Consider the following 25,482-nt stretch of genomic DNA (forward strand, 5'->3'; position numbering starts at 1 on the left):
TCCCCGGCGCTGGCGTGCATCGGATGCGAAGGGGTCGGGCAGGGTTTCCTGCCCCGACCGCCCCGCGTCAGGCGACCTTCGGCTGCGCTTCCATCCAGCGCCAGTACATCTCGCGCGCCTGCGTCGCGAAACGGCCGATCTGCATGTCGCGGCCATTGTAGCGGGTGCAGGGCTGCACCTTGGCGTAGTTGCCGGTCGAGAAGATCTCGTCCGCCGTGTCGAGTTCCGCCGGCTTCACCGTGCGTTCCTCGACCGTCACGCCGGCGTCCTTGAACAGGCCGATGATGCGCTGGCGGGTGATGCCGTTGAGGAAGGTGTGGTTCACCGCCGGCGTGACGACCTTGCCGTCCTTGGCGAACCAGAGATTCGCGCTGGCGAATTCGGCGACATGGCCGAAGGCGTCGCACATCACCGCATTGTCCGCGCCCCGGGTCGCCGCATAGGCCGAGGCCCGCGCACCATTCGGATAGAGGCAGGCGGCCTTGGCGTCGGTCGGCGCCATTTCCGGCGTCGGGCGGCGGAAGGGCGCCATCACGGCCGAGAAGCCGGCCCATTTCGGGATCGGGCTGTCGTAGATCGCGAGGATGAAGTCGGTGCTGTCCGGATCGGGGCGCGCGGCGCCGAGGCCCTTGCGGATGAAGAACATGGGGCGGACGTAGAGTTCCGCCTCGGGGCCCATGCGGCGGATGCCCTCGCGGCACAGCGCCTCGATCTCGGCGGGCGTCTTGGTCGGCTTCATCAGCATCGCCTTGGCCGAGGCCACGGCGCGGGCGCAGTGGCGGTCGAGGTCCGGCGCCCAGCCCTTGATGGCCCGCCCCCCGTCGAAGATGACCGAACCCAGCCAGAAGGCGTGGTCCATCGGGCCGAGCACCTTCGGCTCCTCGGTCGACCAGGTTCCATCGTACCAGTAGACGCCGGCCATGGTGGCTTTCTCCCCTGTCAGCCCAGTGTCTGTGCCACGTCAGGCGAGGGTGTTGAAGTATTCATGCTCCCGCGTGTCCGCATGGGAGATGCGCATTTCCACCGGCCGGTCCCCGATCGCGAGCGCGATGCGCTGGATCCGCAGCACCGGTGCGCCTGGCGCCAGGCCGAAGGCGGCGGCGACCTCGGCCGGCGCCGCCACGGCCCGGAGCCGTTCGTCGGTGCGGATCACCGAATGCCCGAAGCCCTTCTGGTACAGACCGTAGACCGTGCCCTCACGCCCCGCGAAGGCGGCGCGGTCGAGGCCGGGGAACAGGACCTTCGGCAGCCACAATTCGTCGAGCACCACCGGCCGCTTGCCGATGCGCTGGAGGTTGCGCGCGACGATCATCGGCGCGCGCGGCGCGAGGCCGAGATGCGGCGCGATCCAGGCCGGGCAGGGGACCGAGGCGCGGAAGTCGAGCAGTTCCGTCTCGGGCAGCAGGCGCGCCCCGCCCTCGGCGCGGATATGGAAGAAGTAGAAGGCGGTGCGGTCGGGGCCGTCGCGCAGCGGGCGCGCCATCGCGTCGATGTCGGGCACGAAGGTGCCCTTGCCCTGCCGGCGCACCAGGGCGCGGGCGGCCACCAGCTCGTCCACCGCGCGGCGTACCGTGCCGATGGCGCAGCCGAAGCGCGCGGCGAGCTTCGCCTCGGACGGCAGGGGCGTGCCGGCCGGGTACTCGCCGGCGGCCAGCGCCGCTTCGAGCGAATCCCGGATCAGGCGCCAGAGGGGCGGTTCCGCGTTCACGGCAGTCATATAACTCATCTAGTTGACCGAGGGTCAAGCGCGGCCTAGCCTCCCGCCACCCAATGGATAGGGAGAGAACGATGACGATCCATTTCGTCGTCCACGACGAAGGCGATTCCGTCGGCGTGGTGGTGGTCGAGGGCCTGAAGGCGGGCACGAAGCTCACCGGCTGGATCATGGACCAGGACAAGCTGATCGAGTTCGACGCGAAGAACGACATCCCGATCGGCCACAAGCTGGCGATCAAGGGGATCGGCAACGGCGACACCATCATCAAGTATGGCGTCGACATCGGGCGCGCGGTGAAGGACATCGGCGCGGGCGAGCACCTGCACGTGCACAACGTCAAGACGAAGCGCTGGTAAGGGAGCCGCGACGATGGGCATCGACCTCAAGAACGCCTCCTTCGAAGGCTGGCGCCGCGACAACGGCCGCATGGGCGTGCGCAACCACGTCCTGATCCTGCCGGTGGACGACATCTCCAACGCCGCGGCCGAGGGCGTGGCGCGCAACATCCAGGGCTGCATCGCCATCCCGCACGCCTACGGGCGCCTGCAGTTCGGCGCCGACCTCGACCTGCACTTCCGCACCATCATCGGCACCGGCTGCAACCCGAACGTCGCCGCGGTCGTGGTGATCGGCATCGAGCTCGGCTGGGCCGGCAAGGTCGCCGAGGGGATCGCCAAGACCGGCAAGCCGGTCGAATACTTCGCCATCGAGCAGAACGGCGACATCGCGACCATCGCCAACGCCTCCCGCGCCGCCTACCGCATGGTGAAGTACGCCACCGCGCTCAAGAAGACGCGCGCACCGCTGCAGGACCTCTGGGTCTCGACCAAGTGCGGCGAGTCCGACACCACCTCGGGCCTCGCGTCCTGCCCGACCGTCGGCAATTCCTTCGACAAGCTCTGGGAGAACGGCAACACGCTGGTCTTCGGCGAGACGACGGAACTCACCGGCGGCGAGCACCTGGTCGCGGCGCGCTGCAAGACGCCCGAGATCCGCGACCAGTTCATGCGGATGTTCGACCGCTACCAGGCGGTGGTCGAGGCCAACAAGACCTCCGACCTGTCCGAGAGCCAGCCGACCAAGGGCAACATCGAGGGTGGCCTGACCACCATCGAGGAGAAGGCGCTCGGCAACATCCAGAAGATCGGCAAGAAGTGCACGGTCGACGGCGTGCTCGACAAGGCCGAGGAGCCGACGCATCCGGGCCTGTGGTTCATGGATTCGTCGTCCGCCGCGGCGGAGATGGTGACGCTCTGCGCCGCCTCGGGCTTCGCGGTGCACACCTTCCCGACCGGCCAGGGCAACGTGATCGGCAACCCGATCCTGCCGGTCATCAAGCTGACCGCGAACCCGCGCACGATGCGGACCATGTCCGAGCACATCGACGTCGACGTGACCGGCATCCTGCAGCGGAAGATGAACATGGATGACGCGGGCGAGGCGCTGCTCGACTGCATCATCCGCACCGCGGACGGGCAGCACACGGCGGCCGAGATCCTCGGCCACCGCGAATACAGCCTCACGCGCCTGTACGAAAGCGCCTGACCCGTGCCGGGGAGGGGCGTCGCCCCTCTCCGGACCTCCCCCGCAAAGGCCGAAAGGCCTTTGGAAACCGGGTATGTTCGAAGGAGGCAAGGCCCCCTTCGATCCGTCTCAGCCGACGCGTGCCAGCTTCTGCTCCACCAGCGTCGCCAGCATCCCCGCGCCATAGGGGATCGCCGCGTCGTTGAAGTCGTAATGCGGGTTGTGCACGTCGCAGCCGCCCGCATCGCCCGTGCCGTTGCCGACATGGATGTAGGCGCCGGGCTTCTCGAGCAGCATGTAGGCGAAGTCCTCGCTACCCATGACCGGGGAGCGGTTGCGCTCGACATGCGGCTCGCCGACCAGCGCGGCCGCGGCGTCGGCCATCGCGGTCGCTTCCTCGGGCGTGTTGATGGTCGGCGCGGCGATCTCGCGCCAGGTCACCTCGGCGGTCGCGCCGAAGCCGGCGGCGACGGATTGCGCGACGGCGCGCATCCGTTCCTCGAGCACGCGCATCGTCTCGACGCGGAAGGCGCGCACCGTGCCCTTCAGCGCGACACGGTCGGGGATGACGTTGTAGGCCTCGCCCGCCGTGAAGCCGGTCACGCTGATCACCGCGGAATCGAGCGCGCCGACGTTGCGCGACACGATGGTCTGCAGCGCCGAGACGATCTGCGCGCCGGCGATCACCGGATCCACCGTCGCTTCCGGCCGTGCGCCGTGCCCGCCGCGGCCCTGCACCACGATGTCGAAGAACACAGCGCCGGCCATCACCGGCCCCGGGCGGATCGCGAACTGCCCGACCGGCAGGCCCGGGCGGTTGTGCAGGCCATAGACGGCGTCGCAGGGGAAGCGCTCGAACAGCCCGTCGGCCAGCATCGCCTGGGCGCCGCCGCGGCCTTCCTCGGCCGGCTGGAAGATGAAGTGGACGGTGCCGTCGAAATTCTTCGTCTCCGCGAGGTAGCGCGCCGCGGCGAGCAGGATGGTGGTGTGCCCGTCATGGCCGCAGCCATGCATCTTGCCCTCGATGGTGGAACGGTGGGCGAAGGTGTTCGCCTCGGGCATCGGCAGCGCGTCCATGTCCGCGCGCAGGCCGATGCGGCCCTGGCCGTTGCCGTTGCGCAGCACGCCGACGACGCCGGTCCTGCCGACGCTGCGATGCACCTCGATGCCCCAGGAGGCCAGGCGCTCGGCGACGAGGGCGCTGGTACGCACCTCCTCGAAGCCGAGTTCGGGATGGGCATGGAAGTCGCGCCGCCAGGCGGTGAATTCGTCCAGCCAGTCGCGGATCCGGTCCACTGCGGTCACGCGTTTCTCCATTCTGTCATGGTGAAAGCGTCCCTATAGGGCGCGGCAAGGGTCCTGGGCTACGGTTCCTGCCAACAAGATCAACAGGAGGAACACGAATATGGTCCAACGTCGTACGATCCTGGCCGGCATTCCCGCGGCGGCGCTGTTCGCGCCTGCGGTCGCGCGCGCCCAGGCAGGCTTTCCCGACCGCACCGTCCGCTACATCGTGCCCTTTCCGCCCGGGGGGCTCACCGACATCATGGCGCGCCTGGTCGGGCAGAAGCTGTCCGAGATCTGGGGCAAGCCGGTGGTCATCGAGAACCGCGCCGGCGGCAATGCCCTGATCGGTGCCGATGCGGTGGCGAAAAGCGCGCCCGATGGCCACACCCTGCTCGCCATCACCATGACGCACACGGTGAACGCGACGCTGTTCCCGCACGCGCCCTTCGACTTCCGCCGCGACCTCACGACGGTCTCGGTGCTCGGCTCGCTGCCGCTCGTCGTGGTGGTGAATGCGGAGAAGAGCCCGGCGCGCAGCCTCGCGGACCTGATCGCGCTTGCGCGCACGCAGCGGCTGAACGCGGGATCCTCGGGCAACGGGTCGCCGCCGCATCTGGGGCTCGAACTCGTGCGTGGCGTCGCGCAGGCGGGCGACAACATCACGCACGTCCCCTATCGCGGCGGGGCACCTTCCGTGACCGACCTCGCGGCGGGCAATCTCGACTTCATGGTCTCGAACCTGCCGGAATGCATCGCGCAGATCCAGGGCGGGCGGCTGCGCCCCCTTGCCATCACCTCCGCCACCCGGCATCCCCTGGTGCCGGACGTTCCGACGGTGAAGGAGGCGGGCCAGCCCGCGCTCGAGATGACGAACTGGACCGCCATGATGCTGCCTGCCGCCGTGCCGGCCCCGCTGCTGGGGAAGATCGAGACGGATACGCTCGCCGCGATCCGCGACCCCGAGGTCTCCCGCAAGGCGCGCGAGGGCGGCTTCACGGTCGAGGCCTGGGACCGGGCGCGCTCCGTCGCCTATGTGGCGGAGGAGACCGCGCGCTGGGCGCGGCTGATCCAGGACGCGGGGCTGCGCGCGGACTGATGCGACTGTCACTCACCGAAGCGGAATCCCTCGCCCGCGCCGCACTGGCTGGCGCGGGGGCTTCGCCCGAGATGGCGGCGGCGACGGCGCGTGCGCTCGCCGCCGCCGAGGCCGCGGGCCAGGCGGGCCACGGCCTGTCCCGCGTGCCGCAGTACGCGGCCTTCCTGAAGAACGGCCGCGCCGACGGCGCCGCGATGCCGCGCATCGTCAATGAGCGCGGCGGTGCGGTGCTGGTCGATGCGCGGCACGGCCTTGCCTATCCGGCGCTTGCGCTGGCGGAGCGCGAGGCCGCATGGCGCGCGCGGGCGCATGGCGTCGCCTTCGCCGGCGTCACGAATTCCCACCATTCGGGGGCGATGGGCCTGCCGGTGGCGCGGCTGGCGGACCAGGGCCTGGTCGCGCTCGCCTTCACCAATTCGCCCGCGGCGATGCCGGTGCCGGGCGGGCGGCGTCCGCTGATGGGCACCAACCCGGTGGCCGCGGCCTTCCCGCGTCGCGGCGCACCGCCGATCGTGATCGACATGGCGCTGTCCGAGGTCGCGCGCGGCAAGATCATGGTCGCCGCCAAGGAAGGTCGTCCGATCCCCGAGGGCTGGGCGCTCGACGCCGAGGGCCGCCCGACCACCGACGCCAAGGCCGCGCTGTCGGGCGCGATGCTGGCGATGGGCGGCACCAAAGGGGCGCTGCTCGCGATGGTGGTGGAACTGCTCTGCGTCGCGATGACGGGCGCAGCCTTCGGCTTCGAGGCGGATTCCTTCTTCGAGGACGAAGGCAACCGCCCGCGTCTCGGCCAGGCGCTGCTGGTGGTCGATCCCGGCGCGCTCGCCGGCGCCGACGTCTTCGCGCAGCGCATGGAGGCCTTCCTCGGCGCCATGACCGCCGAGGAAGGCGTGCGCCTGCCGGGCAGCCGGCGCGATGCGCTGTCGGCCCGTGCGGCCACGGAGGGCATCGAGATCCCCGACGCGCTGCACCAGCGCCTGAAGGCTCTCGCCGCCGCGTGACCCGGGCCGCCGACCTCGACCGTCATTGCGGCCCCGCCGCGGTCGCCGCCGTCTTCGCGCGGCGGCCGCAGGACGTGATGCGCTTCTTCTACGTGGCCGAGCGGCGACGCGAGGCGGGGCCGCATTGCGCCGTCCTCGCCCGGCTGCGCCGGCCCTATCGGGAAGTGCAGCCGGCGGATCTCGCGCGCATCGCCGGCACGCAGCATCACGGTGGGATCGTCGCGCTGGCCCTGCCGCGGGCGGTGCCCGCGCTGGATCCCCGCAACCCGCCCGAGGCGCTGCGCGCCGCGCGCGTGACGCCGGTCCTCGATGGCATCGGCAATCCCCATAACCTCGGTGCCATCGCCCGATCGGCCGCCTTCTTCGGCTGCCGGGCCCTGGTGCTGTCGGGCGATCCGCGCCAGGCGGGGCTGTCGGATGCGGCCTTCCGCACCTCGGAAGGCGGGCTCGAGGCGCTGGACCTGTTCGTTGCCGCCGACCTGCCCTTGGCCCTGCGGGCGTTGGCTCCGGCCGTCCTGACCGTCGCGGCGGTGCCGCGCGGGGGCGTGCCCCCGGCCGCCCTGCCCCGCGGCGCCCCGGTGGCGCTCGTCCTGGGCAATGAGGAGGACGGCCTGTCCCCCGCCGCGGTGGCCGCCTGCGCCCTGCGCGTGACGCTGCCCGCCGCCGGTCCGGTCGAGAGCCTGAACGTTTCGGTCGCCGCGGCGGTCCTGATCCATGCGCTTGCGGGCTGAAATTCACTTGCCGTGACAGGCCCGACCGGTCCAATCGACGGCATGGATGGCATGGCCGCAGGCGCGGACGCACGGATCGAGGCGCAGGACGGCGGAGCGGTGCTGGCCGTTTCCGGCCGGCTGGATACGGCGACGGCCGCGCTCTTGTGGCCGCGCGCGCCCGATCCCGCGGTGACCGCCTTCGACATCGCCGGTGTCGAAAGCGTCGATTCCGCCGGGGCCGTGCTGCTGCTGGCCATCGCGCCCGAGGCCGAGCTGCGCGGCGGGTCCGAGCCGGTGCGCGCGGTGATCGAGCGCACCCGCAAGGCGCTCGCGGCCGCGCCCCCGCCCGGGCCGCCGCCGCCCTACCACCCCATCAGTTCCATCGGCCGGGCCACGGTCAATCGGCTCCGGGATGCGCGCGCGGGTATCGACTTCCTGGGGGAAGCGATCATCACCACCCTGCGCGTGCTGGCCAGGCCGCGGTTGCTGCGCTGGTCGGACGTGCTGCGGCACCTCGACGAGGTCGGCACGCGCGCCTTCCCGCTGACGCTGCTCCTGGGCTTCCTGATCGGCGTCATCCTGGCCTACCAGTCCTCGATCCCGCTGCGCCGCTTCGGCGCGGAGGTCTTCGTGCCCAACCTGGTCGGCATCTCCCTGCTGCGCGAACTCGGCCCGCTGCTCGCCGGCGTCGTCCTGGCCGGGCGCACCGGATCGGCCTTCGCGGCGGAACTCGGCACCATGACGGTGAACGAGGAGGTGGACGCGCTGAAGATCATGGGCATCGACGCGACCGCCATGCTGGTGCTGCCGCGGCTGGTCGCCGCGACGATCTCGATGCCCGTGCTGGCGCTGCTGATGAACCTCGCGGGCCTCGCGGGCATGACGCTGATCATGAGCACGCTCGGCTACCCCTGGGCGGCGGTGGAATCCCAGCTGCAGCAATGGCTGACGCTGAAGGACCTGGTCGGCGGCCTGTTCAAGGCGGCCTGCTTCGGCCTGGTGATCGCGGGCATCGGCTGCCGCGCCGGGCTGTCCGCGGGCCGCGGGCCGCGGGCGGTCGGCGATGCGGCGACTGCGGCGGTGGTGGGCGGCATCGTCGCCATCGTCGCCATGGACGGCGTCTTCGCCGTGCTGTTCTTCCGGCTGGGAATCTGAGCGTGGCCGAGGAACCGGTCATCCGCGCCGAGGGCCTCTCGGTCCGCTTCGGCGCCCGCACCGTCTTCAAGGACGTGACCTTCGACGTGCGCCGGGGCGAGATCTTCGTCATCCTCGGCGGATCCGGCTGCGGCAAGTCGACGCTGCTCAAGACGTTGATCGGCCTGGTGCCGCTCGCGGCCGGCCGCGCCTGGCTGCTGGGCGAGGAGATCGCCGCCGCGGGTGACGAGGCGCGGCGCGCGCTGTTGCGGCGCATCGGCGTGATGTGGCAGTCCGGCGCCCTGTTCGGGAGCATGACCCTGACCGAGAACGTGGAACTGCCGATCGAGGAGCATACAGGCCTGCCACGCCCGGCGCGGTCGATGCTCGCGCGGGCCAAGCTCGGTCTGGTCGGCCTCGGCGATGCCGCGGGGCGACTCCCCGCCGAGATCTCGGGCGGCATGGCGAAGCGCGCGGGCATCGCGCGGGCCATGGCGCTCGACCCGCCGCTGCTCTTCCTCGACGAACCGTCGGCAGGGCTCGATCCCATCACCTCGGCCGGTCTCGACAAGTTGATCGTCGAGATCGCGCGCGAGACCGGCACCACCTTCGTCGTGGTGACGCACGAACTCCAGTCCATCCTGGCGATCGGCGACCGCTGCATCATGCTCGACAAGGAGGCGCAGGGCATGATCGCCGAAGGCGACCCGAAACGTCTGCGCGAGGACAGCACCCACCCCACGGTGCGCGCCTTCTTCCGGCGAGAGGCCGCCTGACATGCCGCAATCCGGGCGTTCGCTCTATTTCCGCGTCGGGGCGCTGGTGCTGGTCGGCATCGGCCTGGCGGTCGGCTTCGTGCTGTTCCTCACCTCCGGGGCGCTGCGCGGCCAGCAGATGACCTTCGAGACCTACATCCGCGAATCCATCGCCGGCCTCGATGTCGGCGCGCCCGTGCGCTTCCGCGGCGTGCCGGTGGGGCGCGTGACGGAACTCGGCCTCGTCTCGGTGGTCTACAGCGCCTCGATGCGCGGGGCGGACGACCCGGCCTCGCGGCTGGTGCTGGTGCGTTTCGCGGTCGACCCCCAGCGCTACGGGGATGCGTCGGTCGAAAGCGCGGTCCGCGCCGGCCTGCGTGTGCGCGTCGCTTCCTCCGGCGTGACAGGCCTGGCCTATCTCGAGGTGGATTTCGTGCGCGACCCCGCAGCGGCCCCGCCGATCGAGGTGCCCTGGACCCCGCGCTATCCGGTGATCCCGTCCGTGCCCTCGACGATCACGCAGGTGACGAGCGCTGCGGAGCGGCTGATGACGCAGCTCGCCGACCTCGACCTGCGCGCGCTGATCGATTCCGCGACCGCCCTGATCAACGACTTCCGCGACCAGGTGGGCGGGCAGGGCGACCTCGCCACCACCCTGCGCGAGGCCGCGGCGACGATGACGGTCCTGCGGGAAGCCATCCAGGGCGCAGCCCTGTCCGAGACCATCGCCGACATCCGCCGCGCCGCCGATCGCGTTGCCGCGGCGGGGGATTCGGCCCAGACCCTGATCGGCGGGCCGGAGATGGCCCGCACGGTCGAGAGCATCGGCCAGGCCGCGGCCGACCTGCGGACGTCGATCGCGCGGCTGCCGGCGGTGATCCAGACGCTCGAACTGGCGCTGCGCAGCGTCCGCGGCACGACCACCGACGCGCAGGCCGACCTTGGCCCGCTGCTGCGCGACCTCCGCGCGACGGTCGCGAGCCTGCGCGACACCGCCGAGGCGCTGCGCCGCAGCCCCTCGCAGTCGCTCTTCGGCGCACCGCCGCCACCTCCGCCCCGGGATCGCCGCTGACATGGCCCTTCGCCGCACCCTCCTGGTCGCGCCGCTGCTCGCGGCCTGTTCGGTCCTGCCGGACCGGCCCTATATCGACACGTTGCGCTTCCCGCTGGAGCCCCGCCGGCCCGGCCTGCCGCGCACCGGCCGCGCGCGCCGGACGCTGTTGGTGCGCACCATCCGCGCCGGCGCGGGGCTCGAGACGCGCAACCTGCGCACGATCCGCCCCGATGGGACGGAGAGCCTCGACTTCTATGCCGAATGGGCGGCGCCGCCGGCCGAGGCCGCGGAGCAGTCGCTGCGCCGCTGGCTGATCGATTCCCGGCTGTTCGCCGGCATTCTCGCGCCAGGATCGCGCGTCGCGCCGGACTTCACGCTGGAAGGCGAACTGACCGCGCTGGCCGCGATGCAGGGCGAAGGCGTCGCGCGCGCCGAGCTGACCCTGCTGCTGGTCGACGACCGCGCCGGCGGCAACCTCGTCGGTCAGCTCGTCAGCAGCGGCACGGCGCCGTTGGCCTCCGGCACCAGCCCGCCGACGCCGGAACAGGCGGCCTCGGCGATGAGCGCGGCGCTGGGCAACGCCCTCGCCTCGCTCGAACAGGCGCTGGCGCGCTTCGCCTGAAGCGCTACTCGGCCGCCTTGGCGGGTGCCGGGGCGGCCTTCCAGGAATAGGCGTAGTCGCCCCATTCGACGGCGCTCGCGGCCTCCCCGATCTCGAGCGCGTCGCGCGTGTCGAGCATCACCGCATATTCGTCCGTCGCCGGCTTCTTCGGCGTGAAGGCATTGCCCAGCGCCTTGGGATGCGGGCCATGGGTGAAGCCGCAGGGGTGCAGCGTCATCATCCCGGCATGGATGTTGTCGCGACTGAAGAAGTCCCCCGCGTGGTAGAACAGCACCTCGTCGTAATCGTCGTTGTTGTGGAAGAAGGGCACCTTCAGCGCGCCGGGATCGGTCTCGAAGGGCCGCGGGCAGAAGGTGCAGATCACGAAGCGGTTGGCGACGAAGGTCGTGTGGGCGCTCGGGGGCAGGTGGTAGCGGTGGGACATCAGCGGGCGGATGTCAGCGACGTTCAGCTTCACCGGCGAGAGGTCCCCGTGCCAGCCCACCGCGTCGAGCGGATTGAACGGATAGGTCACGGTCGAGAGCGCATTGCGCCGCTTGATCCGCACCGCCCATTCCTGCCCGTTCGCCTGGTCGCGGAAGGCCTCGTCGAGCTTCGGCGTTTCCAGCACCGCGGGGTCGAAGACGGCGTGCTTGCCGACCATGCCGCGGTCCGGCAGCTGGTAGGTCGATCCCGTCGCCTCGATCAGCAGGGCGGTGACCGGCGCGCTGCATTCCATGCGCCACATGGTCGATCGCGGCAGCACGATGTAGTCGCCGGCGCGGAAGGGCAGGCGGCCGTAGTCGCAGAACAGGTCGCCCGCGCCCTGGTGGATGAACAGCAATTCGTCGCCGTCCCCGTTGCGCGCCAAGTGATCCATCTTCGCCGGCGCGCGCCAGAAGCGCAGCCGGACATGGGCGTTGAACAGGATCTCGGCGGCGTCCCAGGGGCTCGGCTGCGCGGCGTTGATCTTCACCAGGTCGAAGGCACGCGGGCGCAGCGGGCCCTGCCAGGACGTCCAGCCGGTCGGCGGATGCCGGTGATACATGTGCGTCGCCGGGCCGAAGAAACCTTCCTTGCCCATCTCGCGCTCGAAGGTGCTGTCGGGCAGGTCCGCATGCGCCTGCTTCGAGGAAAGGCCCTCGCTCCGCGGGAAGGGAATGTACTGGCGCGTCATCGCGGCGATTCCTCCGGGGCTGGACTTCGCGCGGAAGATGGTTTCAAGTGAAACCAATGTCAACCGCCTTCGATCTCGACGCGTTCCTCCCCTACCGGCTTTCGGTCACGTCGAACCTCGTCTCGCGGCTGTTCGCGCGGCGCTATGCGGAAGAATTCGGCCTGACCATCGCGGAATGGCGGGTGATCGCCGTGCTCGGGGCGGATGGCACGGCGACGGCCTCGGCGGTGCGTGCGCGGACAGGCATGGACAAGGCGAAGGTCAGCCGCGCGGTGGCGGGGCTCGAGGCGCGGGGCCTGATCCGCCATGTCGCGCATCGCGGCGACCGGCGGCTCGATCCGTTGGCGTTGAGTGCCGCGGGGCGGCGTATCCTCGATGCCATCGTCCCGCGCGCCCGCGCGCTGGAAGCCGAGCTCTTCGCCACGCTGCCGCCCGGCACGCGGGAGGCGCTGGAGGATGCCCTGCACGCGATCGCCCGTCGCGCAACCGTGATGGGCGCCGGCCCGGGCGACGGACCGGACTGAAGCGCTTCGCATCGGGATCACAGCCCGCACGGCCGCAACGTTGGCGAGGTACGCATGCCTCGGCTAGCCTGCGGGCGACCCGACGGGCGCTCCGCCCGCCATCTAGAAGGGGGAGAGCCCGATGTTCATGCGACGCTTCCTGACCGCCGCGACGGCGGCCGTCCTGGCCTGGGGCGGTCTGTCCGCCGCGGCGCAGGCGCAGACCGGCGACCCGTCCTTCAACCTGGTGAACCGCAGCAACCGCACGATCTACGAGGCCTATGCCTCCCCGGCGTCGGACAGCAACTGGGGCCAGGACCGGCTGGGGCAGAACGTGATTCCGGCCGGCCGGTCCTTCGTCGTGCGCCTGCCGCAGGGCGACTGCATCTACGACGTGCGCGTGGTCTACGAACGCGCCGGGGGCCCGGCCGAGGAACGCCGCAACATCAACCTGTGCAACCTGACCGAGCTTGCCTTCGACGGCAGCCGAGCGCAGGCGCAGCAGCAGGGCGGCCAGCGTCCGCAGCAGCAACAGCAGCGCCCGCAGCAGGCCGGCCCGACCGGCAATCCGTCCTTCAACCTGGTGAACCAGGGCCGCGCGACGGTGATGGAGGTCTATGCCTCGCCGACGACCGACCAGAACTGGGGCCCGGACCGTCTCGGCGCGGACACCGTGGCGCCGGGCGCGGTCTATCCGGTGCGGCTGCCGGAAGGCCCGTGCATGTATGACATCCGCTTCGTCTACGACAGCGGCCAGCCGCAGGAGCGGCGCAACGTGAACCTGTGCGAGATCACCAACGTCACGGTCCCGCTGCAGTAGCGGGGGCGGCGGGGGGACGCGTTGCGGCCCCCCGCGCGAGCTTCAGATCTTCTCCACCGGGCCACCGGCGTCGACCCAGCCCTTGAACCCGCCGAGGTTGCGGACGTTCTCGTAGCCCATGTCGTGCAGCGTCTTGAGCACGAGCGCCGAGCGCCCGCCCGAGGCGCAATAGGCCACCACGGTCTTCGCCCGGTCGAAATTCGCGTCATGCAGGGCGGAGTTCGGATCGGCGCGGAATTCCACCAGGCCGCGCGGGATGGTCAGCGCGCCCGGCACCTTGCCCGAGGCAGCGACCTCGTTCGGTTCCCGCACGTCGAGGAACACGACGTCCGGACGGCCGACCAGGCCCTTGGCCTCCTCGGCGGAGATGCGGGGCACGACCGCCTCCGCGGCAGCGAGCATCTGCTGGACGGTGAGCGTCATGGCGTTCCTTCCTTGGTGATGGAGGAAGTCTAGACCCAACCGCGCAGGCCGGCGAACAGGGCGCCCAGCGCCGCGACGATGATGGCCGAGAAGGTCCCGGCCATGCCGGCGACGCGGAAGCGGACATCCTCGGGGTCGCGGGCGATGCCGGCACCATGCGCGATCCGCCCGGCCAGGAGCAGACCGCCGGCGAGGTGGACCGCGGCGACCGGCGCGCCGCCCGCTTCCCCCAGCGCCATCAGCAGCAGCGCGAAGGGGACGTATTCGGCAAAGTTCGCCTGGGCCCGGATCGCGCGTTCGAGCATCCCGTCCCCGCCGCTGCCGAGGGCCACCCGTTTGCGGCGCCGCAGGCCGATCACCCGCAGCGACAGCCACAGGCAGACCGGCGCGAGCAACGCACCCCACAACGCCGTCGCGGGCATCAGGCCGCTTCCTTCACCTCCGCGACCGTCGCACCCGTCATGCGCACCAGCTCCGCCGCCGAGGTCCGGAAGACATGTTGGGGTGAACCGGCGGCCGCCCAGACCTCCCCCAGCGCCATCAGGTCGGCGTCCAGCAGCAGGATGGGTGGGGCGAGGTGCCCGACCGGGGAGACGCCGCCGATCGCGAAGCCCGTGGTGTCGCGCACCCAGCTTCCCTCGGCGCGCTTGATGGGCTGGCCGATGGCCGCGGCGACCTTGGACGTGTCGACGCGGTTGGCGCCGGACGCGATCACCAGCACCGCCCGCGGCCCGGCGCGGAAGACGATGGATTTCGCGATCTGCGCCACGTCGCAGCCGACCGCCGCGGCGGCGTCGGCCGCGCTGCGCGTGCCTTCGGGGAAGGCCTGGATGGTGTCCGGATGGCCGGCGGCCAGCAGCGCCGCCCGCACCCGATCGACAGAGGATCCGCTCATGATCCCGCCGCTACCACAGCCTGGTCCCGCCGCCGAGGGCGAGCAGCGTGACGGCGGCGAGCGCGGCCAGCGTCAGGATCATCCCGCCGGCGCGCAGCGGCACGATGTCCGGGTCCCGCGACATGCCGATGCCGTGCATGACGCGCCCGGCCAGCATCGCGCTCCCCGCCGCGTGCAGCGCCCAGGTCGGAGCGCCGCAGAGCTCCGCCGCGACCAGCGCCGCGAGGAAGACCGGCACGTATTCGGCGCAGTTCGCATGGACCCGCACCGAACGTTCGAGCCCCCGGTCCCCGCCGGTTCCCGCCACCACCTGCGCCCGGTAGCGCTGCGCCAGGACGCGCACGGTCAGCGCCAGGAAGACCGTCAGCAGCAGGGCGGCGTAGAGGGCGGCGAAGCGCGGCATGGGACCTCCGGTTCGACAGGGCGGGCCCGGCGCGCCATATGCCCGCCGTGACCGAGCCCCTCGCCCTCTACATCCACTGGCCCTTCTGTCTGGCCAAGTGCCCGTATTGCGACTTCAACTCCCATGTCCGCGACCGGGTGGACGAGGCACGCTTCGGCGCCGCCCTGCGCCGCGAACTGGCGCACGAAGCCGCACGCGTGGGCCGCCGGCCGCTCGCCAGCATCTTCTTCGGCGGCGGCACGCCCTCCCTGATGTCCCCGGACACCGCCGCGGCGCTGATCGAGGATGCGCGGCGCCTGTTCGATCCGGCACCGGACATGGAGGTGACGCTCGAGGCCAATCCCACCAGCGTCGAGACCAGCCGCCTCGCCGCCTTCCGCGACGCCGGGGTGAACCGCGCGAGCCTCGGCGTGCAGTCGCTCGACGAGGCCGCGCTGCGCTTCCTGGGGCGCCGGCACGACGTGGGCCAGGCGATCGCGGCGCTCGAGGCCGCGCGCGCGATCTTCCCGCGCCTGTCCTTCGACCTGATCTACGCCCGCCCCGGCCAGGCCGAGGCCGCCTGGCGGGCGGAGCTGCGCCAGGCGCTGGCGCTCGCCGCCGATCACCTCTCGCTCTACCAGCTCACCATCGAGCCCGGGACGCAGTTCGCGACGCTGCATGGCCGCGGCGACTTCGCCCTGCCCGAGGGCGACGACGCCGCGCGGCTGTACTTCGCCACCGCCGAGGAAGCCGCCCGCTTCGGCCTGCGGTCCTATGAGGTCAGCAACTACGCGAAGCCTGGCGCGGAGAGCCGCCACAACCTCGCCTATTGGCGCTACGGGGATTACCTCGGCATCGGCGCCGGCGCGCATCAGCGCGTGCTGCTGGAGGGCCGCATGATCGCGACGCGTCGCCATCGCGCGCCCGAGGAATGGGCCGCCCGCGTCGAACGCGGCGGCCATGCCGCGGTGGAGGAGGAGGCGCTCGCCCCCGCCGACCGCGCGCGGGAGGCGCTGCTGATGGGCCTGCGCCTCGCTGAAGGCATCGACCCCGCGCGCATCGAGGCGCGGTCGGGTGTGCCCTTCGCCGAGGCCGTGGACCCCGCGATGCTCGCCGCCCTGCTGGACGAGGACTACCTGGCCTGGACCGAGGCCGGACGACTGCGCGCGACCGAGGAGGGGATCCTCCGCCTCGACGCCCTGCTGCCCGTCCTGCTGCGCTGACGCGACTCGGGCGCGACTCGGGGCGGGGTCGCGGACGGAACGCGAACGCCCTGGTGGCCAAGCCGGGTGACCCACCACAAGTGCTTGATTTCAGGCTGTTCCGCGACTCGGGCGCGGGGAGTCAGCGATTCGTTCGCGCGACTCGGACCAAGTGCTTGATTCGGAATGGGCCCGAAAATGCGAATCGGGCGAGGGAATCACGTTCTGTTCCAGACGGGTGCTTCGTGGAGGGGCGCCGCCCCTCCACACCACCCCGCCAGGGGGCTGCGGCCCCCTGGACCGCGGGAACCTGGTATCGGTTCCCAAAGGCCCTTCGGCCTTTGGCGGGGAGAGCCCGAGAGGGGCAGCGCCCCTCTCGGAGAGCTCACGCCGGCCGCTGCGCCAGCAGCAGCGCCAGCCCCAGCAGCAGCACCGCCGCAATGCCCAGCGACACGCCGAGCCCCACCGTCGCCGCCCCCAGCCCGAACAGCACCGGACCGAGCGACTGACCGCTGAAGAAGGAGAAGGCGTGCAGCGACACCGCGCTGCCGCGGAACTGCGGGGAGAGTTCCGTCGCCCGCACCTGGATCGCGTTGTGGATCATGTAGAACGCCATCCCGAGCAGGAAGCCGGACCCCACGGCCACCCACAGCGCCGGCGCCAGCGCGAATCCGGACAGCGCGACGAACCCCAGCACGCCGCCGAGCCGCACGACATTGGCCGGCCCGAGCCGCCCCAGCAGCGGCCGCGCCACAGCCGCGTATCCCAGGCCACCGACGCCGAAGGCCCCGATGGCGAGCCCCGCCTCCGTGGTGCCGCCGATGCCGCGCGCGATCAGCAGCGGCGCGAGGAAGGGGAAGGACCCGAAGACCAGCCCGCCTTCTGTCGCGACGGTCGCGTAGAGCGGGATCGCCGAGGGGTTCTGCAGGATGCTGCGGTAACGCTTCGCCGCCACCACCGGGTCGTAATGGGTGCGCGGTTCGGGTGTGGCGCCGCGGCTCGCCAGGATCAGCGCCACCGCCCCGCCCAGCGCAGCGAGGGTGCAGAGCACCAGCATCCCCCGCCATCCCGCCACCGCCGCGACCGGCCCCGCAATCGCCCCGCCGGCGATCTGCCCGCTGATGCCGAAGATCAGCATCCGCGACAGCGCCACCTGGCGGTCCCTCAGCGGCACCGCATCGGCCATGATGGCGAGCGTCAGCGGCATCATCCCGCCGGCCGCGGCGCCTGAGAAGGCGCGGGCCACCATCAGCCAGCCGAGCGTCCCCGCCACCGCCGAGGCCGCGAGCATCAGCGTCAGCAGGCAGACGCACACGGTCACGACCCGTCGCTTCCCCACCGCATCCGCGACCGGGCCGAGGATGGGCTGCACGAAGGCGAAGGGCAGCGTGTAGGCGGTCCCGAGCAGCGCGGCATGGGCCGCGGTCGTTCCGAAGTCGTGCGCGATCTCCGCCACCACCGGGTCGGTGGCGCGGGTCGCCAGCGCGCCGGCGAAGACCGCGGGACCGTACATGGCGAGCACGCGGCGCATGCCGGCATGGCTCGCCGCCGCGTCGTGGTCCGGGGGCGGGGGTGTCATGCCGACAATGCTGCGCCGCAGCGAAGCGGGCGGCAAGTCGCGCGGACGCAGGGCTTTGCCGCGCCGCACGCGGGTCGATAGGCTCGCCCCCGAACCTGGGGAACGGACCATGGCCGAGACCTTGACCCATCCGGCGCGGGACGCGACGGGCACCGAGCATGTCGAGGTGCTGATCGTCGGCGCCGGCATCTCCGGCATCGGTGGCGCCTACCACCTGCAGGAGCAATGCCCGGGCCGCTCCTTCCTGGTGCTCGAGGCGCAGGACGGCTTCGGGGGCACCTGGCGGACGCATCGCTACCCGGGCATCCGATCCGACAGCGACCTTTATACCTTCGGCTACCGGTTCAAGCCCTGGGTCGGACCGCCCATCGCGACGGCCGAGGAGATCAGGAAATACATGGGCGAGGTGATCGAGGAGAACGGCCTCGACCGCTTCATCCGCTACGGCCACCGCATCCGTACCGCGCGCTGGGACAGCGCGACGAACCTCTGGACCATCGAGGCGGAGCGCAAGGACGGCACGACGGCCCGCTTCACCGCGAACTTCCTATGGATGTGCCAGGGCTATTACCGCCACGAGGAAGGCTACACGCCGCAATGGCCCGGCATGGACCGCTTCCGCGGCGTGATCGCGCATCCGCAGACCTGGCCGGAGGACCTCGACTACCGCGGCAAGCGCGTGGTGGTGATCGGATCCGGTGCCACGGCCGCGACCGTCGTGCCGGCCATGGCCGGGACCGCCGCGCATGTGACGATGCTGCAGCGCTCGCCGACCTATTTCCGCACCGGGCGCAACGGCATCGACATCGCCGACGAGCTGCGGATGCTCGGCATCAACGAGGAATGGATCCACGAGATCGTCCGGCGGAAGATCCTGTTCGAGCAGGCGCGCTTCATCGACCGTACGCACAGCGAGCCGGAGAAGGTGAAGGAGGACCTGCTCGCCGATGTCCGCCGCCATCTCGGCGAGGACTACGACGTCGCGACGCATTTCACCCCGCGCTACCGCCCCTGGCAGCAGCGCCTGGCCTTCATCCCCGACGCGGACCTGTTTCGTGCCGTCGCACGGGGCCAGGCCTCGGTGGTGACGGACGAGATCGAGACCTTCACCGAGACCGGCCTGCTGCTGACGTCGGGCCGGACGCTCGAGGCGGACATCATCGTCACGGCCACGGGCTTCCACCTCAACGTGCTCGGCGACATCGACTTCGCGATCGACGGCAAGCCGCTCGTGTTCGGGGACACGGTCACCTATCGCGGGCTGATGTTCACCGGCGTGCCGAACCTCGCCTGGGTGTTCGGCTACATCCGCGCGGCCTGGACGCTGCGGGCGGACATGGTGGCGGATTTCGTCTGCCGGCTGCTGAACCACATGGAGGCGCGCCAGGCACGGCGCGTGGAAGTGGCGCTGCGGCCCGAGGATGCGGACATGAAGCTCGGCCCGTGGCTCGACCCCGAGGAATTCTCCTCGGGCTACGTCGCCCGCGGCAACCACCTGCTGCCGCGCAGCGGCGACAAGCCGGAATGGCGGCACATGCACGACTACTGGGCGGAAAAGGACGCGATCCCGGCGATCGACCTCGAGGACGCGGCCTTCGTCTATCGCTGACGGATCAGAAGGCCAGCGCGACCAGGGCGAAGGCGCAGTCGCGCGGCAGCGCGTCGACGAAGCGGCGCAGCGCGGAGATGGTCTCGGCCTCCTCCGCGCCATAGACCTCGTCGATCAGACCGGCGATTTCGCAGGGTGAGACCAGCGCGCACCAGCAGGCCGTCGCCGTCTGCCGGCCGCACAGCGCGCCGCCGCGGATGCGGTCCACGACGACGTTGAAGACGTCGCAGCCGCAAGCGGGGAAGAAGGGGCTGATGCGGTAGGGCGCCCCATCCACCGGAGGCGTGGCGCCGCGCAGGACGGGGGCCACCAGGTCGGGCCCCGCGATGTAGACGTCCCTGTATCGCGCGGCGCTCATGCTCCTCAGCCGACTTTGTTGTCGATCAGTTCCTGCACCACGCCCGGGTCGGCGAGGGTGGAGGTGTCCCCCAGCCCTTCCGTCTCGTTCGCGGCGATCTTGCGCAGGATGCGGCGCATGATCTTGCCCGAGCGCGTCTTGGGCAGGCCGGGCGCCCACTGGATGGCGTCCGGGGTCGCGATCGGGCCGATCTCCTTGCGGACCCAGGCGACGAGCTCCTTGCGAAGCACTTCGGTCGCCTCGACGCCCGCCTTGAGCGTGACGTAGGCGTAGATGCCCTGGCCCTTGATCTCGTGCGGCATGCCCACGACCGCGGCTTCCGCCACGGCGGGGTGCGCGACGAGGGCGGATTCGACCTCGGCCGTGCCCATGCGGTGGCCGGCGACGTTGATCACGTCATCCACGCGCCCGGTGATCCAGTAGTAGCCATCGGCGTCGCGCCGCGCGCCGTCGCCGGTGAAGTACATGCCCTTGAAGGTCGAGAAGTAGGTCTGACCGAACCGGGCATGGTCGCCATAGATGGTGCGCATCTGGCCGGGCCAGCTGTCGAGCAGCACCAGGTTCCCCTCGGTCGCGCCGTCCAGCAGGTTGCCCTCGTTGTCGACCAGCGCCGGCTTCACGCCCGGCAGCGGCAGCGTGGCCGAGCCCGGCTTCTGCGCTACCGCGCCCGGCAGCGGGGAGATCAGGATGCCGCCCGTCTCGGTCTGCCACCAGGTGTCCACGATCGGGCAGCGCTCGTCGCCGACGACGCGATAGTACCAGAGCCAGGCTTCCGGATTGATCGGCTCGCCGACGGACCCGAGGATGCGCAGCGTGCTGCGGTCATGCTTCTTCACCGGCCCCTCGCCGTCGCGCATCAGGGCGCGGATGGCGGTCGGCGCGGTGTAGAAGATGTTGACCTTGTGCTTGGCGCAGACCTGCCAGAAGCGACCGTTGTCGGGCCAGGACGGCACGCCTTCGAACATCAGCGTGGTCGCGCCGTTCGCGAGCGGCCCGTAGACGATGTAGGTGTGCCCGGTGACCCAGCCGACATCGGCCGTGCACCAGTAGATCTCGCCGTCCCGGTAGTCGAAGACGTTCTGGTGCGTATAGGACGCCCAGACCATGTAGCCGCCGGTCGTGTGCAGTACGCCCTTCGGCTTTCCGGTCGACCCCGAGGTGTAGAGGATGAAGAGCGGATCCTCCGCGCCCATCGGCTCCGGCTCGCAGACCGCGGCCTCGCCTTCGGTCAGCGCGTCCCACCAATGGTCGCGCCCTTCCATCATGTCGACCTTGCCGCCGGTGTTCTTCGCGACGACGACGTGGCGGATCGACGGGCAGGTCAGCAGCGCTTCGTCGGCATTGGCCTTGAGCGGCACCTTGCGCCCGCCGCGCCGGCCTTCATCGGCGGTGATGAGCAGCGTGCACTCGGAATCCTGGATGCGGGAGGAGAGGCTGTCGGGGGAAAAGCCGCCGAAGACGATCGAATGGATCGCGCCGACGCGCGCGCAGGCCAGCATCGCGACCGCGGCCTCGACGATCATCGGCAGGTAGATGCAGACGCGGTCGCCCTTCTTCACGCCGAGCCGGCGCATCGCGTTCGCCAGCTTGCAGACGCGCGCGTGCAATTCGCGATAGGTGACCTTCGCGTCGCTGTTCGGGTCGTCGCCTTCCCAGATGATCGCGACCTGGTCGCCGCGCGTGGCGAGGTGCCGGTCGAGGCAGGAGACCGAGGCGTTCAGCACGCCATCCTCGAACCACTTGATCGAGACGTCGCCGTTGAAGTCGACGGCCTTGATCTTCGTCGGTTCCTTCATCCAGGCGATGCGCGTCATCTCGCCGCGCCAGAAGGCATCGGGGTCCTTCGCCTCGGCCGCGACCATCGCCGCGCGCTTGGCGGCGTCGATGCGCGCCTTCGCGGCGATCTCGGGTTTCACGGCGATGATGTCGTCTGCCATGGCGGCCTCCCTGCCTGAGTCTTCTCTGCGCGGGGATTTGGCGCAGTGGTTTGATTCAGGTCAACTTTCGTTGCGGCGCGCGTTTCAATCACGCAATGCAGCATCGCAACGGAACCGCCCGCCCGGCGAGAGGCCGGACGGGCGGGGCAGGCTCAGGATGGGATGGGCAGGCTGGTCAGTTGGTGCGCGTCGTCGCGGGCGCGGTCGGCGTCGTCTGGCTGCGCTGGTCGGTGCGCGGCGCGGTGGTCTGGCCGGCCTGCGGCGCGGCCGGCGTCGCCGGGCGATGGACCGAGCCGGCGCTGGCGCCGCCGGGGTTGGCCGGGGTGGCCGGGCGGGCCGCCTGGGCCGGGGTGGCGGGCGTCGCCGGGGTCGCCGGGCGCGTGGCGTGGGTCGCGGGGCTGGCCGGTGTGGCGGGCGTGGCGGGCTGGGCCTGGACCGCGGTGCTGCCGCCGGTCGCGTGCTGCTGCGTCCCGCCCTGCGCGAAGGCCGCGCCGGTGACGAGCATCAGGCCGGTGGCGAGAAGGGTGGTCCGGGAGATCTGGCGCATCTGGTCCTCCTTGTTGGTCCGAGCGCAAGGAGGAGTTGACCGCCCGGTCGCGACCGCGCCGGGGCACCGGCAAGGTGCTTTGAAGGCGATCGCGGCGAAGCCGCGGCAGGCGTGGCGAAGCGATGGCGGCGAGAGGATTGCGCGCCTTGGGCGCAGGCGGCACCGGCCCGCTCCCCCACCCGGCCACCCAACGACAGTATCCTGGATGGGTGGTCGGGTGGGGGAGCGGGCCGGTGCCGCGCAAACCATCAGAGCCCCGCATCCTCCGGCACCAGCACCCGACCTTCCGCATCGACGCGGTGGGGCACCGGCTCGAGCGATTCCCCGTAGCAGGGACCGCTCGTGCAGAAGCCGTCCTCGATGCGGAAGCGCGCGCCATGCGTCGAACAGACGATGTTCTGCTTCTTCGTATCGAGGAACCGGTCGGGCACCGGGTCGAGCGGCACGCCGATATGCGGGCAGGAATTCACGTAGACCCAGACGCGTTGCCCCCGCCGCACGGCGAACAGCCCGGTGAAGGCGCCAGGCGCGGCCGGGAAGCCCTTGGACTGGCCGTCGGGAATATCCTCGAGCGCGCAGAGCACGCGCTCGGCCACCTGCTGCTTCACTTGCCCTTCCATCCGCCCATCTTGGCCAGCAGCTTCCAGTGCTCGGGCGAGATCGGCATCACCGACAGGCGCGACATGCGCACCAACGCGATGCCCTCGAGCTTCGGCTCCTGCTTGATCTCCGCGAGCGTCACCGGCTTCGGCATCGGCCCGACCGCCTTCATGTCGACGCAGACCCAAGGACTGCCGGGGTCGGCGCTGGGGTCGGGGTAGGCTTCCCGCACCACCTCGACGACGCCGACGATCTCCTTGCCGATGTTCGAATGGTAGAAGAAGGCGCGGTCGCCCTTCTTCATCGCGGCCAGGTTGGCCTTGGCCATGTGGTTGCGCACGCCCGTCCACGGCTCGACGCCGTTCGCCACCTGCTGGTCCCAGGAAAAGGCGTCGGGCTCGGACTTCACCAGCCAGTAGTTGGTCATTCTGCTTGTCCCTCAGACGGCGGGCGGCGGCCATCCGGCCGCCTTGCCTTCGCGCCCTGTGATGTCGTGCCGGCGACCATGGCCGGTCTGGGCGCGGTCGCGCTGTGCGCTCCCGGCCTGCCTTCGGCGGGCCGCCCGTGGGTGGCGGTGGCGGCGCTCACTCCGCCTTCGCCCCGTCCTTGAAGACGATCCGGTAGGGGTTGATCGACACGCGCCCGAAGCAGCCAGCCTTGGCGAAGGGGTCGCCCTCGGTCAGGGCCTCGACCGCGGCGCGGTCCGGCGCCTCGATCACCCGGACCGAGCCGATCGAGTTTCCCGCCCCATCCATGATGGGCCCCGCGAGGACCAGCATCTCCCGGTGCTTCTCGAGCCATTCGATATGCGCCGCCCGCACGGCGCGCCGCGTCGCGCCCATGCCGGGCTTGTCCTCGATGGTCACGGCGAACAGCATTCCCACCCCCTGCGGCCCCGGTCCGGGGGCGTCGCGATCCCCTGCCGACGTAACGCCGCCCGCGCACCGCTTCAATAACCCGCGCCTTTCCCCTAATTGGGGGATCGTGGATGGACGCCTGAACGCCGGCACCGGAGCCACCGCCGCCCGGCCGAACCCCGGGGGGCGGAGCCTCCATCGTTTCGCCAATCCCGGCCGCTTCCTGCGGGCGACCGGGCGGCTCATGCCCATCCTCTGGGCCGCCGCCCTGCTCGTCCTCGGTGTGGGGCTGGTGTGGGGCCTCGTGCTCTCCCCCGCCGACTGGCAACAGGGCGAGACGGTCCGCATCATGTACGTCCACGTCCCGATGGCCTGGCTGGCCATGGGCGGATACACCGGCCTCGCGGTCCTGTCGGTCATGTCGCTGATCTGGCGGCATCCGCTGGCGGACCTGACCGCGCGCGAACTCTCCCCCGTCGGGGCCGCGGTCACCGCGCTGTGCCTGGCCACCGGCAGCCTCTGGGGCAAGCCGATGTGGGGGACCTGGTGGGTATGGGATGCGCGCCTCACCTCGGTCCTGGTGCTGTTCTTCCTCTGGCTCGGCCACGCCTCGCTCGTGCGGTCCTTCGACGATCCCGAGCGCGGCGCCCGCGCCGGCGCCATCCTCGCCTTGGTCGGCTTCGTGAACGTGCCGATCGTGAAGTTCTCGGTCGACTGGTGGAACACGTTGCACCAGCCGGCCTCCGTCACGCGGCTCAACGCGCCGGGGATGCATGTCGACATCCTCTACCCCCTGCTGGTCTGCGCACTCGGCTTCACGCTGCTCTTCGCCGCCGTCGTGCTCGCGCGCACCCGCGCGGCGGTGATGGAACGCCGCGTCCGCGCCCTGCAGCTCGCCCGCGCGCGGCGCGAGGAAGGGGCCGCGGCATGACCCTGCACTGGTGGCACGTCGCGATCTCCTACGCGCTCACCCTCGCGGTCTTCGGCGGGCTCGCGATCGGCGCCGCGGCCCGCCACCGCGCGGCGAAGCGCCTGCTCGCGGAACTCGATCCGCGCGGGGACCGCCCATGACTTGCGCTGCGTCAACGCGGGACACCCAGGCCCTTGATATCGCCCGGGCCCCGGCCCCCGAGGCATAAGACCCCATGACCCGCAAGAAGCGCCGGCTGATGATCCTGCTCCTGGCAGGCCTCGGCCTCGGCACCGCCACCGCGCTGACGCTGACGGCGTTCCAGGACAACCTGGTCTTCTTCCTCTCGCCCTCCGACGTGCTGGCCCAGCGCCCGCCCGGCGAGCGCGCCTTCCGCCTGGGCGGCCTGGTCGAGGCCGGCAGCGTCGAACGCCACACCGGCGCGGACGGCCGCCCCAGCGCGACCTTCCGCGTCACCGACGGCCCCAGCGCCATCACCGTGACCTATTCCGGCGTCCTTCCCGACCTGTTCCGCGAAGGCCAGGGCGTCGTCACCCTCGGCAAACTCCAGCCCGACGGCTCCTTCCGCGCGAGCGAAGTCCTCGCCCGCCACGACGAGACCTATATGCCCCCGGAAGTCGCCGACGCCCTGCGCCGCGCCGGCCACTGGAACCCCGCCCAAGGCGCCGCGCCACCCGCGGCATCCTGGAACACCGCCCCACGCCAGCCCGAAGGCCGGAGCGGGGGATGATGCGGGTGGCGCCGTTGGCCGCGGGTGAGCGGGGGGCCAGCCCCCCGAAC

General features: G+C 71.3%; 31 protein-coding genes. 16 read left to right on the forward strand and 15 right to left on the reverse strand.

Translation table 11 applies throughout. The features are described from left to right. Positions 1-67: 67 nt before the first annotated feature. Both GWK16_RS07905 and GWK16_RS07910 read right to left on the reverse strand, forming a co-directional pair. Positions 68-922, reverse strand: a complete 855-nt coding sequence (locus tag GWK16_RS07905; RefSeq protein WP_170053393.1) for a branched-chain amino acid aminotransferase — start codon at positions 920-922, stop codon at positions 68-70. Between the two features lie 39 nt (positions 923-961). Next, positions 962-1,717 carry a GntR family transcriptional regulator gene (locus GWK16_RS07910; protein ID WP_170053394.1) on the reverse strand — a complete coding sequence of 252 codons (756 nt, stop codon included), beginning with the start codon at positions 1,715-1,717 and terminating at the stop codon, positions 962-964. Positions 1,718-1,788: 71 nt separating this feature from the next. On the opposite strand from GWK16_RS07910, the gene GWK16_RS07915 reads away from it, so the two are divergent. Together GWK16_RS07915 and GWK16_RS07920 are read left to right on the forward strand one after the other, a co-directional pair. Continuing rightward, entirely contained in the window at positions 1,789-2,073 is a 285-nt protein-coding gene (locus GWK16_RS07915) for a UxaA family hydrolase (protein WP_168041912.1), read from the forward strand. Positions 2,074-2,086: 13 nt separating this feature from the next. Continuing rightward, on the forward strand, positions 2,087-3,262 hold the full coding sequence (locus GWK16_RS07920) for a UxaA family hydrolase (protein WP_170053395.1): 1,176 nt from the start codon (positions 2,087-2,089) through the stop codon (positions 3,260-3,262). Positions 3,263-3,370: 108 nt separating this feature from the next. On the opposite strand, the gene GWK16_RS07925 is transcribed toward GWK16_RS07920, so the two are convergent. Continuing rightward, positions 3,371-4,546, reverse strand: coding sequence for a M20 aminoacylase family protein (locus tag GWK16_RS07925; protein WP_338144428.1), 1,176 nt, complete (start codon positions 4,544-4,546; stop codon positions 3,371-3,373). Positions 4,547-4,646: 100 nt separating this feature from the next. Between GWK16_RS07925 and GWK16_RS07930 the strand changes: the two genes are divergently transcribed. From GWK16_RS07930 to GWK16_RS07960, 7 genes are read left to right on the forward strand one after another with little or no spacing between them, the layout of a single operon-like run. Next, complete coding sequence (locus GWK16_RS07930) at positions 4,647-5,624, forward strand: Bug family tripartite tricarboxylate transporter substrate binding protein (protein WP_170053397.1); 978 nt, start codon at positions 4,647-4,649, stop codon at positions 5,622-5,624. Then, positions 5,624-6,625 (forward strand): Ldh family oxidoreductase, encoded by a 1,002-nt coding sequence (locus GWK16_RS07935; protein ID WP_211187189.1) that lies wholly within the window; start codon positions 5,624-5,626, stop codon positions 6,623-6,625. The genes GWK16_RS07930 and GWK16_RS07935 overlap by 1 nt, the downstream gene beginning before the upstream one ends. Continuing rightward, positions 6,622-7,356 carry a TrmH family RNA methyltransferase gene (locus tag GWK16_RS25690; RefSeq protein ID WP_170053398.1) on the forward strand — a complete coding sequence of 245 codons (735 nt, stop codon included), beginning with the start codon at positions 6,622-6,624 and terminating at the stop codon, positions 7,354-7,356. The genes GWK16_RS07935 and GWK16_RS25690 overlap by 4 nt, the downstream gene beginning before the upstream one ends. Before the next feature lie 51 nt (positions 7,357-7,407). Continuing rightward, positions 7,408-8,493 (forward strand): ABC transporter permease, encoded by a 1,086-nt coding sequence (locus tag GWK16_RS07945; protein WP_170053399.1) that lies wholly within the window; start codon positions 7,408-7,410, stop codon positions 8,491-8,493. A 2-nt stretch (positions 8,494-8,495) separates the two neighbouring features. Beyond that, a complete protein-coding gene (locus tag GWK16_RS07950; protein ID WP_170053400.1) occupies positions 8,496-9,248 on the forward strand; it encodes an ATP-binding cassette domain-containing protein in 753 nt (250 codons plus the stop codon). Between the two features lies 1 nt (position 9,249). Then, positions 9,250-10,299: an MlaD family protein gene (locus GWK16_RS07955; protein WP_170053401.1), complete on the forward strand. Its 1,050-nt coding sequence runs from the start codon at positions 9,250-9,252 to the stop codon at positions 10,297-10,299. Position 10,300: 1 nt separating this feature from the next. After that, on the forward strand, positions 10,301-10,903 hold the full coding sequence (locus GWK16_RS07960; protein ID WP_170053402.1) for an ABC-type transport auxiliary lipoprotein family protein: 603 nt from the start codon (positions 10,301-10,303) through the stop codon (positions 10,901-10,903). 4 nt (positions 10,904-10,907) lie between these two features. Here the strand turns inward: GWK16_RS07960 and GWK16_RS07965 are convergent, their stop codons facing one another. After that, positions 10,908-12,059, reverse strand: coding sequence for a homogentisate 1,2-dioxygenase (locus tag GWK16_RS07965; RefSeq protein ID WP_170053403.1), 1,152 nt, complete (start codon positions 12,057-12,059; stop codon positions 10,908-10,910). 56 nt (positions 12,060-12,115) lie between these two features. Between GWK16_RS07965 and GWK16_RS07970 the strand changes: the two genes are divergently transcribed. Together GWK16_RS07970 and GWK16_RS07975 are read left to right on the forward strand one after the other, a co-directional pair. Then, positions 12,116-12,583 carry a MarR family winged helix-turn-helix transcriptional regulator gene (locus tag GWK16_RS07970; protein ID WP_170053404.1) on the forward strand — a complete coding sequence of 156 codons (468 nt, stop codon included), beginning with the start codon at positions 12,116-12,118 and terminating at the stop codon, positions 12,581-12,583. 121 nt (positions 12,584-12,704) lie between these two features. After that, positions 12,705-13,382, forward strand: coding sequence for a hypothetical protein (locus GWK16_RS07975; RefSeq protein ID WP_170053405.1), 678 nt, complete (start codon positions 12,705-12,707; stop codon positions 13,380-13,382). Positions 13,383-13,424: 42 nt separating this feature from the next. Here the strand turns inward: GWK16_RS07975 and GWK16_RS07980 are convergent, their stop codons facing one another. Genes GWK16_RS07980 through GWK16_RS07995 form a run of 4 tightly spaced genes read right to left on the reverse strand, consistent with a single transcriptional unit; the run spans position 13,425 to position 15,103 of the window. After that, positions 13,425-13,805, reverse strand: a complete 381-nt coding sequence (locus GWK16_RS07980; protein ID WP_170053406.1) for a rhodanese-like domain-containing protein — start codon at positions 13,803-13,805, stop codon at positions 13,425-13,427. 29 nt (positions 13,806-13,834) lie between these two features. Then, positions 13,835-14,227 carry an MAPEG family protein gene (locus tag GWK16_RS07985; RefSeq protein WP_170053407.1) on the reverse strand — a complete coding sequence of 131 codons (393 nt, stop codon included), beginning with the start codon at positions 14,225-14,227 and terminating at the stop codon, positions 13,835-13,837. After that, positions 14,227-14,700, reverse strand: coding sequence for a YbaK/EbsC family protein (locus GWK16_RS07990; RefSeq protein WP_170053408.1), 474 nt, complete (start codon positions 14,698-14,700; stop codon positions 14,227-14,229). Before GWK16_RS07990 ends, GWK16_RS07985 begins: the two co-directional genes overlap by 1 nt. A 10-nt stretch (positions 14,701-14,710) precedes the next feature. Then, a complete protein-coding gene (locus GWK16_RS07995; RefSeq protein WP_170053409.1) occupies positions 14,711-15,103 on the reverse strand; it encodes an MAPEG family protein in 393 nt (130 codons plus the stop codon). 38 nt (positions 15,104-15,141) lie between these two features. On the opposite strand from GWK16_RS07995, the gene hemW reads away from it, so the two are divergent. Next, the gene (gene hemW / locus GWK16_RS08000; RefSeq protein ID WP_170053410.1) at positions 15,142-16,305 is read left to right on the forward strand and encodes a radical SAM family heme chaperone HemW; all 1,164 of its coding nucleotides are present in this window, start codon (positions 15,142-15,144) and stop codon (positions 16,303-16,305) included. Positions 16,306-16,669: 364 nt separating this feature from the next. Here the strand turns inward: hemW and GWK16_RS08005 are convergent, their stop codons facing one another. After that, a complete protein-coding gene (locus GWK16_RS08005; RefSeq protein WP_170053411.1) occupies positions 16,670-17,863 on the reverse strand; it encodes an MFS transporter in 1,194 nt (397 codons plus the stop codon). A gap of 109 nt (positions 17,864-17,972) precedes the next feature. On the opposite strand from GWK16_RS08005, the gene GWK16_RS08010 reads away from it, so the two are divergent. After that, entirely contained in the window at positions 17,973-19,472 is a 1,500-nt protein-coding gene (locus GWK16_RS08010) for a flavin-containing monooxygenase (protein WP_170053412.1), read from the forward strand. Positions 19,473-19,476: 4 nt separating this feature from the next. On the opposite strand, the gene GWK16_RS08015 is transcribed toward GWK16_RS08010, so the two are convergent. The 6 genes from GWK16_RS08015 to GWK16_RS08040 form a co-directional block, all read right to left on the reverse strand. Next, positions 19,477-19,830 carry a hypothetical protein gene (locus GWK16_RS08015; protein WP_170053413.1) on the reverse strand — a complete coding sequence of 118 codons (354 nt, stop codon included), beginning with the start codon at positions 19,828-19,830 and terminating at the stop codon, positions 19,477-19,479. A 5-nt stretch (positions 19,831-19,835) separates the two neighbouring features. After that, positions 19,836-21,767, reverse strand: coding sequence for an acetate--CoA ligase (acs, locus tag GWK16_RS08020; protein ID WP_170053414.1), 1,932 nt, complete (start codon positions 21,765-21,767; stop codon positions 19,836-19,838). Between the two features lie 175 nt (positions 21,768-21,942). Next, entirely contained in the window at positions 21,943-22,314 is a 372-nt protein-coding gene (locus tag GWK16_RS08025) for a hypothetical protein (RefSeq protein WP_170053415.1), read from the reverse strand. Positions 22,315-22,562: 248 nt separating this feature from the next. Next, positions 22,563-22,922, reverse strand: coding sequence for a Rieske (2Fe-2S) protein (locus tag GWK16_RS08030; protein WP_338144429.1), 360 nt, complete (start codon positions 22,920-22,922; stop codon positions 22,563-22,565). Then, the gene (locus GWK16_RS08035; protein ID WP_170053417.1) at positions 22,919-23,341 is read right to left on the reverse strand and encodes an EVE domain-containing protein; all 423 of its coding nucleotides are present in this window, start codon (positions 23,339-23,341) and stop codon (positions 22,919-22,921) included. The genes GWK16_RS08030 and GWK16_RS08035 overlap by 4 nt, the downstream gene beginning before the upstream one ends. Positions 23,342-23,498: 157 nt before the next feature. Then, the gene (locus GWK16_RS08040) at positions 23,499-23,792 is read right to left on the reverse strand and encodes a YciI family protein (RefSeq protein ID WP_170053418.1); all 294 of its coding nucleotides are present in this window, start codon (positions 23,790-23,792) and stop codon (positions 23,499-23,501) included. A gap of 106 nt (positions 23,793-23,898) precedes the next feature. Between GWK16_RS08040 and GWK16_RS08045 the strand changes: the two genes are divergently transcribed. From GWK16_RS08045 to ccmE, 3 genes are all read left to right on the forward strand, one after another. Beyond that, positions 23,899-24,702, forward strand: a complete 804-nt coding sequence (locus GWK16_RS08045) for a heme ABC transporter permease (protein WP_408903905.1) — start codon at positions 23,899-23,901, stop codon at positions 24,700-24,702. After that, the gene (ccmD, locus tag GWK16_RS08050) at positions 24,699-24,842 is read left to right on the forward strand and encodes a heme exporter protein CcmD (RefSeq protein WP_168041936.1); all 144 of its coding nucleotides are present in this window, start codon (positions 24,699-24,701) and stop codon (positions 24,840-24,842) included. The genes GWK16_RS08045 and ccmD overlap by 4 nt, the downstream gene beginning before the upstream one ends. A 74-nt stretch (positions 24,843-24,916) precedes the next feature. After that, positions 24,917-25,432 carry a cytochrome c maturation protein CcmE gene (gene ccmE, locus GWK16_RS08055; protein WP_170053419.1) on the forward strand — a complete coding sequence of 172 codons (516 nt, stop codon included), beginning with the start codon at positions 24,917-24,919 and terminating at the stop codon, positions 25,430-25,432. Positions 25,433-25,482: the final 50 nt, after the last annotated feature.

The sequence above is a fragment of the Neoroseomonas marina genome (assembly GCF_012927745.1).
GTDB lineage: Bacteria > Pseudomonadota > Alphaproteobacteria > Acetobacterales > Acetobacteraceae > Neoroseomonas > Neoroseomonas marina.